The sequence below is a fragment of the Nocardia brasiliensis ATCC 700358 genome (assembly GCF_000250675.2).
In the GTDB taxonomy this organism is placed as follows: domain Bacteria; phylum Actinomycetota; class Actinomycetes; order Mycobacteriales; family Mycobacteriaceae; genus Nocardia; species Nocardia brasiliensis_B.
The window spans coordinates 3,104,690-3,118,136 of sequence record NC_018681.1; the positions used below are offsets into that span (position 1 = coordinate 3,104,690).

Annotated in this window: 17 protein-coding genes; 13 read left to right on the forward strand and 4 right to left on the reverse strand. The window is 69.0% G+C overall.

Annotation, left to right across the window (positions count from 1 at the left end; genetic code table 11):
- Window positions 1–28 precede the first annotated feature (28 nt).
- From O3I_RS14065 to O3I_RS14110, 10 genes are all read left to right on the forward strand, one after another.
- Window positions 29–595, forward strand: coding sequence for an RNA polymerase sigma factor (locus tag O3I_RS14065; protein WP_014983593.1), 567 nt, complete (start codon window positions 29–31; stop codon window positions 593–595).
- A complete protein-coding gene (locus O3I_RS14070) occupies window positions 586–1,182 on the forward strand; it encodes a hypothetical protein (protein WP_014983594.1) in 597 nt (198 codons plus the stop codon). The genes O3I_RS14065 and O3I_RS14070 overlap by 10 nt, the downstream gene beginning before the upstream one ends.
- Complete coding sequence (locus O3I_RS14075; RefSeq protein ID WP_014983595.1) at window positions 1,179–1,553, forward strand: Asp23/Gls24 family envelope stress response protein; 375 nt, start codon at window positions 1,179–1,181, stop codon at window positions 1,551–1,553. The genes O3I_RS14070 and O3I_RS14075 overlap by 4 nt, the downstream gene beginning before the upstream one ends.
- Entirely contained in the window at window positions 1,550–1,870 is a 321-nt protein-coding gene (locus O3I_RS14080) for a hypothetical protein (protein ID WP_014983596.1), read from the forward strand. The genes O3I_RS14075 and O3I_RS14080 overlap by 4 nt, the downstream gene beginning before the upstream one ends.
- Window positions 1,871–1,965: 95 nt before the next feature.
- A complete protein-coding gene (locus O3I_RS14085) occupies window positions 1,966–2,463 on the forward strand; it encodes an Asp23/Gls24 family envelope stress response protein (protein ID WP_014983597.1) in 498 nt (165 codons plus the stop codon).
- A complete protein-coding gene (locus O3I_RS14090; protein WP_014983598.1) occupies window positions 2,464–2,652 on the forward strand; it encodes a hypothetical protein in 189 nt (62 codons plus the stop codon).
- Window positions 2,649–2,981, forward strand: a complete 333-nt coding sequence (locus O3I_RS14095) for an Asp23/Gls24 family envelope stress response protein (RefSeq protein WP_014983599.1) — start codon at window positions 2,649–2,651, stop codon at window positions 2,979–2,981. Before O3I_RS14090 ends, O3I_RS14095 begins: the two co-directional genes overlap by 4 nt.
- Entirely contained in the window at window positions 2,978–3,514 is a 537-nt protein-coding gene (locus tag O3I_RS14100; RefSeq protein ID WP_041562606.1) for a DUF6286 domain-containing protein, read from the forward strand. The genes O3I_RS14095 and O3I_RS14100 overlap by 4 nt, the downstream gene beginning before the upstream one ends.
- Entirely contained in the window at window positions 3,514–4,089 is a 576-nt protein-coding gene (locus O3I_RS14105; protein WP_014983601.1) for a hypothetical protein, read from the forward strand. Before O3I_RS14100 ends, O3I_RS14105 begins: the two co-directional genes overlap by 1 nt.
- 228 nt (window positions 4,090–4,317) lie before the next feature.
- Window positions 4,318–4,665: an STAS domain-containing protein gene (locus O3I_RS14110; RefSeq protein ID WP_014983602.1), complete on the forward strand. Its 348-nt coding sequence runs from the start codon at window positions 4,318–4,320 to the stop codon at window positions 4,663–4,665.
- A 66-nt stretch (window positions 4,666–4,731) separates the two neighbouring features.
- On the opposite strand, the gene O3I_RS14115 is transcribed toward O3I_RS14110, so the two are convergent.
- Genes O3I_RS14115 through O3I_RS14125 form a run of 3 tightly spaced genes read right to left on the reverse strand, consistent with a single transcriptional unit; the run spans window position 4,732 to window position 8,050 of the window.
- Window positions 4,732–5,175 carry a response regulator gene (locus O3I_RS14115; protein WP_014983603.1) on the reverse strand — a complete coding sequence of 148 codons (444 nt, stop codon included), beginning with the start codon at window positions 5,173–5,175 and terminating at the stop codon, window positions 4,732–4,734.
- Window positions 5,172–6,764 (reverse strand): sensor histidine kinase, encoded by a 1,593-nt coding sequence (locus tag O3I_RS14120; RefSeq protein ID WP_041562607.1) that lies wholly within the window; start codon window positions 6,762–6,764, stop codon window positions 5,172–5,174. Before O3I_RS14120 ends, O3I_RS14115 begins: the two co-directional genes overlap by 4 nt.
- A complete protein-coding gene (locus O3I_RS14125) occupies window positions 6,761–8,050 on the reverse strand; it encodes a fused response regulator/phosphatase (RefSeq protein WP_081593983.1) in 1,290 nt (429 codons plus the stop codon). The genes O3I_RS14120 and O3I_RS14125 overlap by 4 nt, the downstream gene beginning before the upstream one ends.
- Before the next feature lie 262 nt (window positions 8,051–8,312).
- Here O3I_RS14125 and O3I_RS14130 point away from each other — a divergent pair, with 262 nt between their 5' ends.
- The 3 genes from O3I_RS14130 to O3I_RS14140 are packed head-to-tail and all read left to right on the forward strand — an operon-like array spanning window position 8,313 to window position 12,215.
- Entirely contained in the window at window positions 8,313–8,810 is a 498-nt protein-coding gene (locus O3I_RS14130) for a MarR family winged helix-turn-helix transcriptional regulator (RefSeq protein ID WP_014983606.1), read from the forward strand.
- Between the two features lie 7 nt (window positions 8,811–8,817).
- Window positions 8,818–11,397 carry an MFS transporter gene (locus O3I_RS14135; RefSeq protein WP_014983607.1) on the forward strand — a complete coding sequence of 860 codons (2,580 nt, stop codon included), beginning with the start codon at window positions 8,818–8,820 and terminating at the stop codon, window positions 11,395–11,397.
- Window positions 11,394–12,215 carry a YceI family protein gene (locus O3I_RS14140; protein WP_014983608.1) on the forward strand — a complete coding sequence of 274 codons (822 nt, stop codon included), beginning with the start codon at window positions 11,394–11,396 and terminating at the stop codon, window positions 12,213–12,215. Before O3I_RS14135 ends, O3I_RS14140 begins: the two co-directional genes overlap by 4 nt.
- Window positions 12,216–12,266: 51 nt before the next feature.
- Here the strand turns inward: O3I_RS14140 and O3I_RS14145 are convergent, their stop codons facing one another.
- Window positions 12,267–13,442 (reverse strand): cytochrome P450, encoded by a 1,176-nt coding sequence (locus O3I_RS14145; RefSeq protein WP_167829139.1) that lies wholly within the window; start codon window positions 13,440–13,442, stop codon window positions 12,267–12,269.
- Between the last annotated feature and the right edge of the window lie 5 nt (window positions 13,443–13,447).

Genomic DNA, 13,447 nt, shown 5'->3' on the forward strand with positions numbered 1-13,447 from the left:
CTTATGGACAAGCGGTGGAGGAGGTGCTGTGACCACGACCGAAACGGTTGCCGAGACCACGCCGGACGATGCGACCCTGGTGAGCAGGGCGCGCGACGGCGATATGCGGTCCTATGAGCAGCTGGTGGTGCGCTATCAGGCGCAGATGTTTCGGCTCGCGGTCAAGATGCTCGCCGACCGGTCCGACGCGGAAGATGTGGTGCAGGAGGTGTTTCTGGGTGCTTGGCGCCGCCTCCCGCAACTCAACGACGACGCCGCGTTCGTCGGCTGGCTCTATCGCATGACGACCAACCGCTGTCTGAACGTGATCCGGGCCCGCAGGCCGACGGTCGAGGTGGACCCGGAGACGACCGAATCGCCGCGCTCGGACACCCAACCCGAGCACGCGGTGCAGGTGAGCACCCAACTGGAAGCGCTGAACGCGGCGCTGCAACTGCTCACGCCCGAACAACGCGCCTGCTGGCTGCTGCGCGAGGTACACGGGCTTTCCTACGAGGAGATAGGCGACATCGTCGAGGTGAACACGACGGCGGTGCGTGGCCGGATAGCCAGGGCGCGAGCCCACTTGTCCGAGGTGATGAAACCATGGCGGTGAACGGCACGACCGAACAGGACTACCTGCTGCCTTGCGGCCGCGAGATCGAACAGGTCTGGGACCGGCTGGACACGGTCGAGGCGGGGCTCGGCGACGAACACGACGACACCTGCCCGCACTGCGCGTCGGCCAGGGACAGTCTGCTGGCCCTGCGCGCGGCGACCAAGGAGCTGATCGACGAGCCGGATCCGGCGCCGCCCGATCTCACCGGTCGCATCATGTCCGCGGTGCGCGCCGAGGCCCGGCGCGGCCGGACGCTGAGCCTGCCGACCGCCATGCCCGGTGTGGTGGAGGTGAGCGAACAGGCCGTCGCCGCCGTGCTGCGCTACGCCGCCGACTCGGTGCCGGGCGTGCGGGCCAGGCACTGCCGGGTGCGTCGCGTCGGTTCGGGCACGGACGGGGCGAACCTGCTGGCGGTCGAACTCGCGGTCGCGATCCGCTTCGGCCACACCACCGTCGGCGCCGCGCTGCCGGTGGTGCGCGAGCGGGTGCACGCGGCGCTGGCCGCGCAGGTCGGGCTCGAGCTGGCAACGCTGGACCTGGTGGTCGCCGATATCTACGAGGACACAGGGGACGCGCCGCGATGACCGACGTAGTTTCCGAGGTGGTGATCGAGACGCCGGTCATCGCCGCGGTGGCCGCGCACGCGGCCCGCGCGACACCCGGCGTGATCCGGCTGGAACCCGGTGTGCGCGGCCTGGTCTCGTCCCTGCTCCGGGTGAGCAAACAGCGGCTCACGAGTGCCGATCCCGCGCCGTCGGAGGGTGTGCGGGTGCGTCGGAGCGCGTCGGGCGCGCTGAGTGTGCAAGTGGATCTGGTGATTTCGGCCGAACGCGCCGCGGCGGTGATCGGTCAGGCAGTGCAACAGGAGGTTTCGCGGGTGGTGTTCGAGCAGACCGGTCAGGCGGTCGACGAGGTGTCGGTGTCCATTCTCGATATCGAACCGGAGCGGCAGTGAATTCTTCCGGCGACGTCATCGCGGCGATCCTCGCCGCGCTGGACACCATCGACGGCCTGCGCCCCGCGACCACCCTCGGCACCGAGCCGCCCGCCTGGTGGCCATGGGACGCAAGGGGATTCGCGGTGGACCTGACCCAGACCCGGGTCGAGATACGGGTCACCGCGGCCGAACTGCCGCTGACACCGCTGCTGGACAAGGCAAGCGAGGCTGTGCGCGCGGCGCTGGCCGGGACGCCGTGGTCGGATGCCCGATTGCGGCTGGTGGTCACCGATCTCGATGCCGCAGCCTTCGGCGGGGAAGGGAGAGTTACCTAGCTCACAGCAGCGCACCCGTGACGATCGGACCGCACAGGTGTCCATCCATAGCAAGCGAATCCGCTGTACCCCAAGGGAAATCAGGAGGAATTGCCATGACCGCGACGACGACCACCGACAAGAACACCGAGAGCAAGACGGCCGCGGACACCAAGAACCAGCCGAGCCGGACCTCCGCCGCAGTAGACAAGGACAGCAAGCTCGCCAGCGACCAGGGCACCACCACCATCGCCGATATCGTGGTGCAGAAGGTCGCGGGCCTGGCCGCGCGTGAGGTGCGCGGCGTGCACGATCTCGGCGGTGGCGCCGCCCGCGCGTTCGGCGCGATCCGCGACCGGATCCCCGGCGCGTCGGCCAGTATCGGCCAGGGCGTCTCGGTGGAGGTCGGCGAGACGCAGGCGGCCGTCGATCTGGAGCTCGTCGTCGAATACGGGGTGGCCATCGCGGAATTGGCGCGGGCGGTGCGGCGCAACGTGATCACCGCGATCGAACAGATGACCGGGCTGATCGTGGTCGAGGTGAACATCAACGTCAACGACGTGTTCATCCCGGGCGACGACGAGGAACCCGCGCCGAGCAGCCGGGTGCAGTAGATGAATGCCACAGCGATCTGCCTCGCGGTCGGTCTGGCGCTCGGATTCGCGGGCGCCTTCGGCGGATTCGGCGCGTTCACCATCGTCCTGCTGTTCGCCGTGCTCGGCCTGCTGATCGGCCGCTGGCTCGACGGTGAACTCGACCTGCCGGGGCTGTTGCAGTCGGCACAGCGCAAGGGCAGGCGATGACCCTCGCGGTCGGTGCGGCGGAGGCGGAGTTGCCCGGCCGCACCACCGTCGCGCCTCGCGCGGTGCGCCGGATCGTCGCGCAGGCCGCCAGTGAGGTGGCCGGGGTAGGGCAGGACGTGCGGGTCGAGGCGGAAGTGTTCGCGGATCGGACCGCGCTCGACGTCCGGCTGCCGATCGCCTATCCCGCGCCGGTGGGCAAGGTGACCGAGGCCTGTCGCGGCCATCTGGCCCGGCGGACCCACGAGTTGACCGGGCTCGCGGTGTCCGCGATCGATATCGAGGTGGCCGAGCTGACCACCGAAACCGGTGCGGGAAGGAGGGTTCGGTGATTCGCAGGCCTCGTCGGGTGGGACCGGCCATCGTGGTCGCGGTGGTGCTGATCGCCGGGTGCGCGGCCGTGGCCGTCTCGCTGATCCAACGTCTGGTCGGCGCAAGGGAATTCGTTTCCTACGACACCGTCGCGACCGATCTGCACGGCCTGACCTGGAACGAACTGCCGGTGCTGGTCGCCGGTGTCGCGGCGGCGGTGCTCGGCTTCGTGCTGCTCGGCCTGGCGTTGTGGCCGGGACGGCCCGCGGTGCTGCCGCTCGCCGACGAGGACGGGCTCAGCGCGGGCGTGACCCGCGGCGGCCTGCGCACCGCGCTGCGCAGCGCCGCGGGCGCCGTGGACGGCGTCGACTCGGCCCGGATCCGGTTGCGGCGCAAGGGCGTACAGGTGTCCGCCCGAACCGATCGGACCGGCACCGACGCGCTGCCCGCGGCGATCTGCGCCACGCTCACCCGCCGGGTGCAGGAGATCGGGCCGCAACCGGTGCGCCGGGTGCGGGCCAAAGTGCGGGGACCGAAGACAGGAGCGGCCTGATGAGCCGGATCAATCGTCCCGCCACGCTGAATCGCAGCGTGCTCGGGCTGGTCGGGGTGCTGTTGCTGGCGGCGGGCGGGCTCGCCGTCGCCGCGCACTTCGGCCGGTTGGGCTGGGTCCGCGCGGACGAAACCCTGGTGCCCGGCACCGAGGCCCCGCCGACCTGGGTGCTGTGGGCCGCCGTCGCGGCCGCCGTGCTGATCGGATTGCTGTGCCTGCGCTGGCTGCTGGCGCAGGTGTTCCGGCTGCCCAAGTCGGTCACCTGGCGCACCGGCGGCACCGAATGGCCCGGCACCACCGTGCTCGAATCCTCCGTCGCGGCCGCACCGGTGGCCGCCGACGTCGAGAGCTACGCGGGCGTGCGCTCCGCCTCGGCCTGGCTCTCCGGTGACCGCACCGCGCCTGAGCTGCATCTGGTGGTGACCGCGGAGCCCAGCGCCGACATCGCCGAACTGCGGCGCAGAATTCTCGGGCACGCCGTCACCCGGCTGCGCGAGGCGCTCGAAGTGGAGATCATCCCGGTGACATTGGAGATCGACTTCGCCGAGGATCGCCGTCCCGCCCGCGTGCGCTGATCGATTGCCCCGGCTGCCTCGCCGCATTCGAGCCGGGCGCGGCGATCGGGTCCGTCCTACGGTAGTTTTACCCGATGGATCATCTCCGCACCGTGCTCGGCGGGCGGAGGGTCGACGCGTCGGAGGTAGCGAAGTGGCGATGCCAGGCAACCGGTTTGGTGTAGCGAGCTCGGATTCGAGCCGGGTGGAAACAGTGCTCGGCGGTTTTCGCGTGCGCGCGGGTGCCCGATGAGTGCGGACGGTAAAGCCAGGGAACTGGAAGCGGTAGCGCGGTCGGTGGATTCGACCAGAGTGCTCTCCATCACCGGCGAGATCGACATGGCCTCGGCGCCGCGATTCCAGGCGGTGGTGGACGAGGCGCTGCGGGAACAGCCCGCGGCGCTCGTGATCGATCTGTCCCAGGTGGAGTTCTTCGGCTCCGCCGGGCTTAGCGTGCTGCTGGTGGCTGCGGAGTCGGTGCCGCAGGGCAAGCTGCGGGTGGTGGCCTCGCCGCCGGTGCGCCGTCCGATCGAGGTCACCGGCCTGGACAAGCTGCTCAGCGTGTTCAACACCGTCGACGACGCCTTGGCCGCCTAGCCGCGGCGCGGCACCGGAACATCGAGGTCGCGCCGACCGCCCGGTCGGCGCGACCTCGAATTCGGCTCAGGACTGCCGGGGCAGCCGGACCACCTGGACGAAGAAATCGTCGATGTGTTTGATCGCGGCCACGAACTGGTCGAGATCGACCGGTTTGGTCACATAGGCGTTGGCGTGCAGCTTGTAGCTGCGCAGAATGTCTTCCTCGGCCGCGGAGGTGGTCAGCACCACCACCGGGATGTGCGCGAGATCCGGATCCGCCTTGATCCGCTCCAGCACCTGGCGGCCATCGTATTTGGGCAGATTCAGGTCGAGCAGGATCAGGTCCGGCAGCGGCGCGTCCCCGTATTCGCCCTGCCGGTAGAGGAAGTCGAGCGCCTCTTGCCCGTCGTGGGCGACGTGCAGGGTGTTGCCGATCTTGTTGTCCTCGAACGCCTCCCTGGTCATCAGTTCGTCGCCGGGATCATCCTCGATGAGCAGGATGTCGATGGGCTGGCCTGGGATGGTCAAGAGGGATCTCCTTGCGAGGTCGGCGCCGTGGGGGCGCTGAGGGTGAAGACGAAGCGGGTGCCGCCGGTGTACTCGGTGTCGAGCCAGATCTTGCCGCCGTGATGTTCGACGATCTTCTTGCACAGCGCGAGGCCGATGCCGGTGCCGGTGTACTCCTCCCGGCTGTGCAACCGCTGGAAGATCACGAAGACCTTCTCCGCGAACTCCGGCGCGATGCCGATTCCGTTGTCGGACACCGAGAATCGCCATTCGCCGGCATCCTCGTCCGGCTCGCAGTCGATCCGGACGACGGGTGCGCGCTCGGCGTCGCGGAACTTGATCGCGTTGCCGATCAGGTTCTGCCACAGCATGGTCAGCAGCGTCGGATCGCCGGTGATCTTGGGCAGTTCGGCGGGGCGTTCCAGCTTCAGGTCGGTGTCCTCGGCGGCAGCCGACAGATTGGCCAGCGCCTTGTCCATCGTCTGATCGAGATCGATCTGCACGTTGCTGTCGATCACCCGGCCGACGCGGGAGAAGGTGAGCAGATCGTTGATCAGCACCTGCATCCGCTTGGCGCCGTCCACCGCGTAGGCGATGTATTGCCCTGCGCGCTCGTCGAGTTGGTCGCCGTAGCGCTTCTCCAGCAGTTGACAGAACGCGGCGACCTTGCGCAGCGGTTCCTGCAGATCGTGCGACGCGACGTAGGCGAACTGCTCCAGCTCCGCGTTCGAGCGGCGTAGTTCGGCGGTCTGTGCGTCGAGTTCGGCGGCCTGCCGTTCCAGTACGGCCTCCTGGTCGCGCGAGGATTCGAGTTCGGCGACGACCCGGCGGCGCATGGCCTCTACCGCCGCCGCCACGGTGGTCAGGTCGGCCGGACCGTGTGCGCTGATGTGATGGTCGAAATCGCCGTCGGCCACCCGCTGCGAGGCGGCTTCCAGTTCGTCCAGCGGCTTGGCCACCAGCCTGCGCACCAGGACCGTCAGCACCACCGCCGCCACCAGGAAGGCGGCCACCATGCCGCCGAGCGCCGTGTCACGCACGCGCCGCGCGGTTGCCAACTCGTCGTCGTTGCGCTCGATTTCGGTGTCGAGGTCGGCGGACTGGGTGGCGAAGCGCTGGCGGAGTTCGTCGAACGCCTCCTTGCCGCGCTGCGCCGGAACCTCGTCGACCGCGGTGGAGCCGCGCGCCGCGACGCCGGTGATCAGCGGCTCGGCGTAGTCGGTGCGCCACTCGTCGGCAGCCTGTTCGACCGCGTCGAGGTCGGCCAGCAAGTTCGGGCGATCGGCGAGCAGGTCGCGGATGCGGGTCGCGGCCTTCGCCTCCTCCTGTTTGCCGTCGAAGTACGGCGTGAGGAACTGCGGATCGGCGCCGATGGCGTAGCCGCGGATGCCGGTCTCCTGGTTCAACAGCGCCCCTTGCAGGCGGAAGGTCTCCGCTGCGGCGGGCTGTATCCGATCGACCAGCCGATCGGAGTAGTGGTTGGTTTTGGAGAGCTGGGTGGCGCCCACCCCGGTGCCGATGATGACCAGCAGCACCATCAGCGCCAGCACCACGAGGAACCAACCCTGTACCGTCAGTCGCCCGGCCAGAGATCGAGCGGTTGTCGTCATCGATTGTCCTGGTTCGTGTCTCGGTGATTCCATTGCAGATACATGACCGCCACGTCGTCTTCGAGGCCGCCGTGCGCCTCCGCCAGGGCCTCGGCGCGGCCGATCAACTCGTCGACGAACACGTCGGGTTCCGGGGCGGTCACCGTGCGCGCCAATTCGAGCAGGCCCTCCTCGCCGAGGCGATCCGAACCCGCGCCGTTGTACCCCTCGAACAGGCCGTCGGTGAACAGCATCAGACCACAGCCGAGCGGGAGGGTGAGTTCGTGGGTGCGCCAATCGGCGCGCCCGGGAAAGAAACCGAGCGCGGGGCCGCCGGGCACCTCGACCCACTCGACGCGCGTGTCGGCGCGCAGCAACATGCCGGGGTGCCCGGCCCGGGTGACCAGCACACTGCGGTCGGCCGGACGCAGGATCAGGCTGGTCAGCGTCGCGAACGTGTGGTTACCGGTGCGCTCGGCCAGCAGCAGTTCCTCCAGGAGCTGCAACTGCCGGACCCCGGACACGTCGCTGAGCACGAGTGTGCGCCAGGCCAGCCGCAGCGCCACCCCGGTCGCGGCCTCGTCCGGGCCGTGGCCCGCGACATCGCCGATCAGGGCGTGCACGGTGCCGTCGCTCTGCTGCACCACGTCGTAGAAGTCGCCGCCGAGCAGCGCGTTGGCCCGGCCGGGCCGATAGCGCGCCACGACGTCGACCACGCGGTCGCCGCGCAGCAGCGGGGTCGGCAGCAGCCCACGTTCGAGGCGCGAATTCTCCTGTGCCCGCATCTGACTGGTGCGCAGCGCGGCCGCCTGGCGCTCGGCTTGCTTACGTTGAATCGCGTAACGCACTGCCCGGCTGAACAATTCGGGTTCGACCCGGCCCTTGACCAGATAGTCCTGGGCGCCCGCCGCGACCGCGGCCAAGCCGATCTGTTCCTGGTCGAGTCCGGTGAGCACGATCACGGCGACCTGATCGGTGTACTCGCGTACCGCGGCAAGTGCTTCGAGCCCCTGCGCGTCCGGCAGGTGCAGATCGAGCAGTACGCAGTCGGGGAGTTCGGCGGCCAGTTGCGTGCGCGCCTCGGCGGCCGAGCGCACCCAGCGCACCGGAAGCCCCGGTGCGCCGTCCGCGATCAGTTCTTCGACCAGCAGCGCGTCGGCTTGATCGTCCTCGATCAGCAACACCGAGAGTTCCGGCCAATTCCAGACGCCACGATCGGGTAGGCGCTGTGAAACAGGAGTCGCATCGCGGTCCTTGCCGTCGCTACTGCCGAGAAGGCCTATCTGCCCGCTCTGCCCCGAGAGCATCGACACCGGTCTCCTTCCAAATCCGCGTTTACTGCACGGTTGTCGCGAACGACGAACGCGGCGTAGCCCAGCGTCGGCGGCACGCCTTTCGGCCCTGTACCGCGCAACGCGTCAACGTTACCGTCCCGGCGCGTATGCCTTTGCACTACGGCCAGCACGGGGTGTCCCCCCGCGGAAAACCGGTTGCGGTCCAGCTGTATAGTTTGCAATAGCAACTAGTTGCAACAGTCAAGTAAGTCTGCTGGGATCAAAGGTGAAGCCCATGCCCGCTGCCGACGGACACCACCGTGTCACCGCGGCCGAACTCGAGATCGCCGATCAGGTCGGGGTCGAACTGGTTCGGTTCATGCGAGCGATCACCCGTGCCAAAGCGCGGATGGCCCAACCCGGTCCGGACGGGATCGAGCGGCTGGCCTACTCGGTGCTGTTCTGCCTCGTGCACGAGGGGCCGCAGCGCACCGGTAAGCTCGCCGAACTGTTGCACGCAGAGATCTCCACCATCAGTAGACAGAGCAGATCGCTTGTGGCACATGGCTTGGTCGAGCGCCGGGCCGACCCGATCGACGGCCGCGCCTGTGTGCTTGCGGCCACCGACGAGGGGGTGCGGGTGTTCGAGGTGAACCGTCAGCAGCGCAACCTTTGGCTGGCAGGCATTTTGGCCGACTGGCCTGCCGGGGACCGGACCACCCTGACCGATCTGCTCGCCCGGCTCAACGAAGGCATCGAGTCGACCCCCCGAGAGACAGCCGACCAGAATTAGGGCGCAAATGACGAACTCCACCACCCAGGCAGCGCCGCCGGGCCTGGCAGCCGGCGCGGCGACCACACTGTCGCACCGGCAGATCCTGACCATCCTGTCCGGGCTGATGCTCGGCATGTTCCTGTCCGCGCTCGACCAGAACATCGTGAGCGTCGCGATCGTGAAGATCGCCAACGATCTGCACGGCTTCGACGAACAGGCATGGGCCACAACCGCATACCTGATCACCGCGACGATCACCACGCCGCTGTACGGCAAGCTGGCCGATATCTACGGCCGTAAGCCGTTCTATCTCTTCGCGATCGGCCTGTTCATCATCGGCTCGATCGCGTGCACCTTCGCCACCTCGATGTATCAGCTGGCCGGCTTCCGCGCGTTCCAAGGACTCGGTGCCGGCGGCCTGATGTCGTTGGCGTTCACCATCATCGGCGATATCGTGCCCACCCGGGAGCGGGTGCGCTACCAGGGCTACTTCATGATGGTGTTCGGTACCGCCACCGTGCTGGGGCCGGTCCTGGGCGGCTTCTTCTCCGACTACGAGACGCTCGCCGGCATCGACGGCTGGCGCTGGGTGTTCCTGGTGAACGTGCCGGTCGGCGTGCTCGCGCTCGCGGTGGTGGCGAAGGTGCTGAACGTGCCGCATCAGCGCCAGGACCACCGGATCGACTGGTTCGGCGCGATCGCCCTGGCGATCTGTGTGGTGCCGCTGCTGATCGTCGCCGAGCAGGGCAGGCAGTGGGGCTGGGACTCGCAGAAAGCGTTGATCTGCTACGGCATCGGCGCTGTCGGGCTGTTGCTGTTCCTGCTCGTCGAACTGATGATGAAGGACGCGGCGTTGATTCCGCTGCGGCTGTTCCGGAGTTCCACCTTCAGTGTGACCATCGCGGGCGGCTTCATCGTCGGCATCGCCATGTTCGGCGCGATCACCATGGTGCCGCAGTACTTCCAGGTGGTGCGCGGCTTCTCACCGACCAAGGCGGGTCTGCTCATGCTGCCGCTGGTGCTCGGCATCACGGTCGGCTCGCAGCTCGCGGGCCGGATCACCAAGCGCACCGGGCGCTACAAGATCCTGCCCGTCGCAGGATGTTTCATCATCGCGGTCGGTTCGGCGCTGTACGGGCAGGTGCACTTCGACAGCCCACTGTGGCAGCCGCTGGTGTACGGCGGGGTGATCGGGCTCGGTCTCGGCGGCTGTATGCAGACGCTGATCATCGCGGCGCAGAACGCCGGACCGCGATCGGACATGGGCGTGTCCACCGCCTCGGCGACATTCTTCCGGCAGATGGGCGGCACCCTCGGCGTCGCGGTGTTCCTCACCATCCTGTTCAACCTGTTGCCGCACCGGATCATCGACGCGTTCGGCGGTCAGCTGCCGCCCGGGTTCGGCCCCGACCAACTCAGCGCCATGCAGAGCAACACCAGCGGTATCGCGGCACTGCCCGACGACCTGCGGGTGCCGATCCTGACCGGCTTCACCGACGCCATGCACGGGGTGTTCCTGGTCGCCGCCGGTGTGGCACTGCTCGCCTGCTTCGTGCTGATGTTCATGAAAGAGATTCCGCTGCAAGATGATCCGGTGCCGGTCGCGCCGAAGGAGACCCCGCGGGACGCGGCGTCGAGCTGGGACGAGGACCAGGTGTGGGAAGGCGCCGCGCAGGCGCTGTCCGAGCCCGAACCGGTGCTCGCCGGTGCGGTGGGCAGCCATGCCTCACCGGAGCGCAACGGCAACGGCGCATACCAGTTCGCCTCGGCGACAGCGGGTTCGGCGACCACCGTGCTGGCCGCCGCAGACGGCTACGGCGCGCCCGGGGAACGGTCGATCGCCGGATACGTCCGCCGCGAAGACGGGCACCCGGTGCCCGGCGCGGCGTTGACGCTGATCGATCAGCGCGGGCATCAGGTGTCGCGGGCGGGTGGAGACGCCAACGGCCGCTACGTGATCGGTGCGCCGGAGGGCGGCAGCTTCGTGCTGATCGTCTCGGCGCCCGGCCATCAACCGGCGGCCATCACCGTGTCGGTCGGGCAACAGCCGCAGGACATCGATCTCACGCTGCTCGGTTCCGGTGAACTGTCCGGCGTGGTGCGTTCGGCCGGTCGCGGCACGCCGCTGCCCGGCGCCACCATCACGCTGACCGACCTCGGCGGCGAGGTGGTCGGTGCGGCGGTGACCGCGGCCGACGGCGCCTACGTATGCCACGGAATCGTCTCGGGCACCTACACCTTGGTCGCGGTCGCCGAGCACATGCGGCCGAGCGCCACCACGCTCACCGTGCCCGACACCGGATTGCTGCGCCACGACATCGAATTGGCGCCGATGGCGGTGCTGGCCGGGGCCGCGTGGGCCGAGGACGGCCGGGTGGTGCCGGACGCGCAGATCAGCGTGCTGGACGCGACCGGCGACCTGACCGCGACGGCGCGCACCGACGAGAACGGCCGCTACGTCGTCACCGATCTGCCGGAGGGCCGGTACACCATCGTCGCGCGCGGCTATCCGCCGGTCACCAGCCAGGTCACCGTCGCGGGCGGCGAGGTGAACCACGACGTGAAACTCGGCTATCAGCTCGATGATTCGCCGGAACAGCGATGAGCGCCGGGACCGGTTTGACCGCGCGGATCCGCACCACTGAAGGCTGGCCGGTGCCGGATGCCGTCCTGACCGTGACGGATCTGAGCGGGCGGCAGGTCGCGCGCGCGGTGGCCGACGCGACCGGGGCGGTGGCGACCGAGCCGCTGCCCCCGGGCACGCTGACCGCGGTGCTGACCGCTGTCGGCTACCAGCCGGTCGCGCGCACCGCGCAGATCTCCGCCGCGGGTGCGGGGCGGCTCGGTGATGTCGCGCTGCAACCGACTGTGGGCAACGTCGCGGTGCCGCCGCCCGGGGTGTGGACGATCGATCCGGTGCACTCCACCGTGATCGCCACCGCCCGCCACCTCGGCATCGCCAGCATCAAGGCGCGTTTCGGCGGGGTACGCGGCCGGCTCGTCGTCGCGGAGCCGTTCGAGCAGACCACCGGCCATGCCGAGATCGAGGCCGCGTCCATCGACACCGGTATCACGCAGCGCGACGAACACCTGCGCTCGGCCGAATTCCTCGATACCGCAACGTATCCGACGATCACCTTCACCAGCGGCGCACTGCGCCGCACCGGTCCCGACACCTGGGTCATGGCCGGTGAACTGTCCCTGCACGGTCAGCGCCGCTCGGTGGATCTCGACCTCACCTACGGTGGTTTCGGCCCCGATCCGTGGGGCGGTGTCCGCGCCGCCTTCCACGCCGAAACCCTCTTGCACCGCAACGATTTCGCGATCGACTACAACGCGGTGGTGCGGGCGGGCATCGCCGCGGTCGGCACCACCGTCCAACTGGCACTCGACATCGAGGTCGTCCAGGAGGCGACTCACTAGGAATCCACGCCCACCCCGGAAACGTCGTAACGGCAAGTGGTCGTGCGGTGTTCACCGCGTGAAGTGGATATCGCTGTCTCGGGGCGGGCCGGTGGTGGCGTAGCGGACCCGGCTGCTGTGCGGGTGGACGCGGCGCCAGTGCGGGAAGCGCTGGACGAGGACGGCGAGGGCGAGGATGCCGGTGAGCCGGGCCAGCGGCTCGCCGACGCATTTTCGTTTGCCGACGCCGAAGGGGTGGCCGCTGGGGCCGAGGGCGAGGAACAACTGGTCACCGGGACGCAGCTGCCTGCCGCCCAGCACGGTGCCGACGGCGACGTGGCGGAAGATGAGCGGGAACGACGGACGCTGAGCCACCACCTCGTCGAAAAAGGCGGTGAGCAAAGGCAATCGGGGGAGATCGGCGGCGGTGGGTGGGCGCGTGCCGAGCGTCGCGGCGAGCTCGGCCCGCAGTGCGGCCCGTCGGACGGGCTCGTCGGCGAGTCGCACGCAGGCCCACGCCTGCGCGCACGCGGTGCTGTCGAACCCGGCCATCAGATGACTGACCACCTGATCGCGGATGCGTTGATCGGAGAGCGCCGGCCGCGCCTGGAGCAGGTGCCCGAGCAGATCGTTGCCGGGTTCGGTGCGCGCTCGCCGTCGCTCGATGATGGCGTGCACCTGCGCGTCCAGCGCCGCGATGGCCCGCCGGTAGCTGCCGCCGCCGAGCCGGAACCACTGTTTGCGCTGGCTGTCGAAGATCGGCTGGGCCAGCCGCACCACCTCGGCGCAGTCGACCGTCTGCCCGAGCAGGTGCAGCGCCAGCAATTCCACGTTGAACAGCTTGAACTCGTCGAACACCGCGACGCTTCGTCCCGGCGGCCAGCCGTCGGCCCGCTCGATCAGCCGCCGGACGCTCTCGTCCGCCAGCGGCACCAGATTGGCGGTCGTGAACGCGGGATTCGTCTGTTCCCGCAATTCCCGCCAGATCCGCGGATCGTCCACCGCGAACAAACCCTCGTTCCCGGTGGCCTTGCGGATGATCCGGTAGATCGGCCCGCCCTTGTCGAATTCGCCCGCGCCGGTACGCAATACCCGATCGATGAGTGCCCCGTCGGCGACCAGCCAGGCACGTCCCGGCATCGGCAGCCGGACCCGGATGATCCCGCCCCGCCGCTGCGCCCGCGCGATGAGCGCCGACAGCCAATCCCGATCGGCGACCGCACGTCGCCCGCCTGTCTCGCTCGGCACGACCA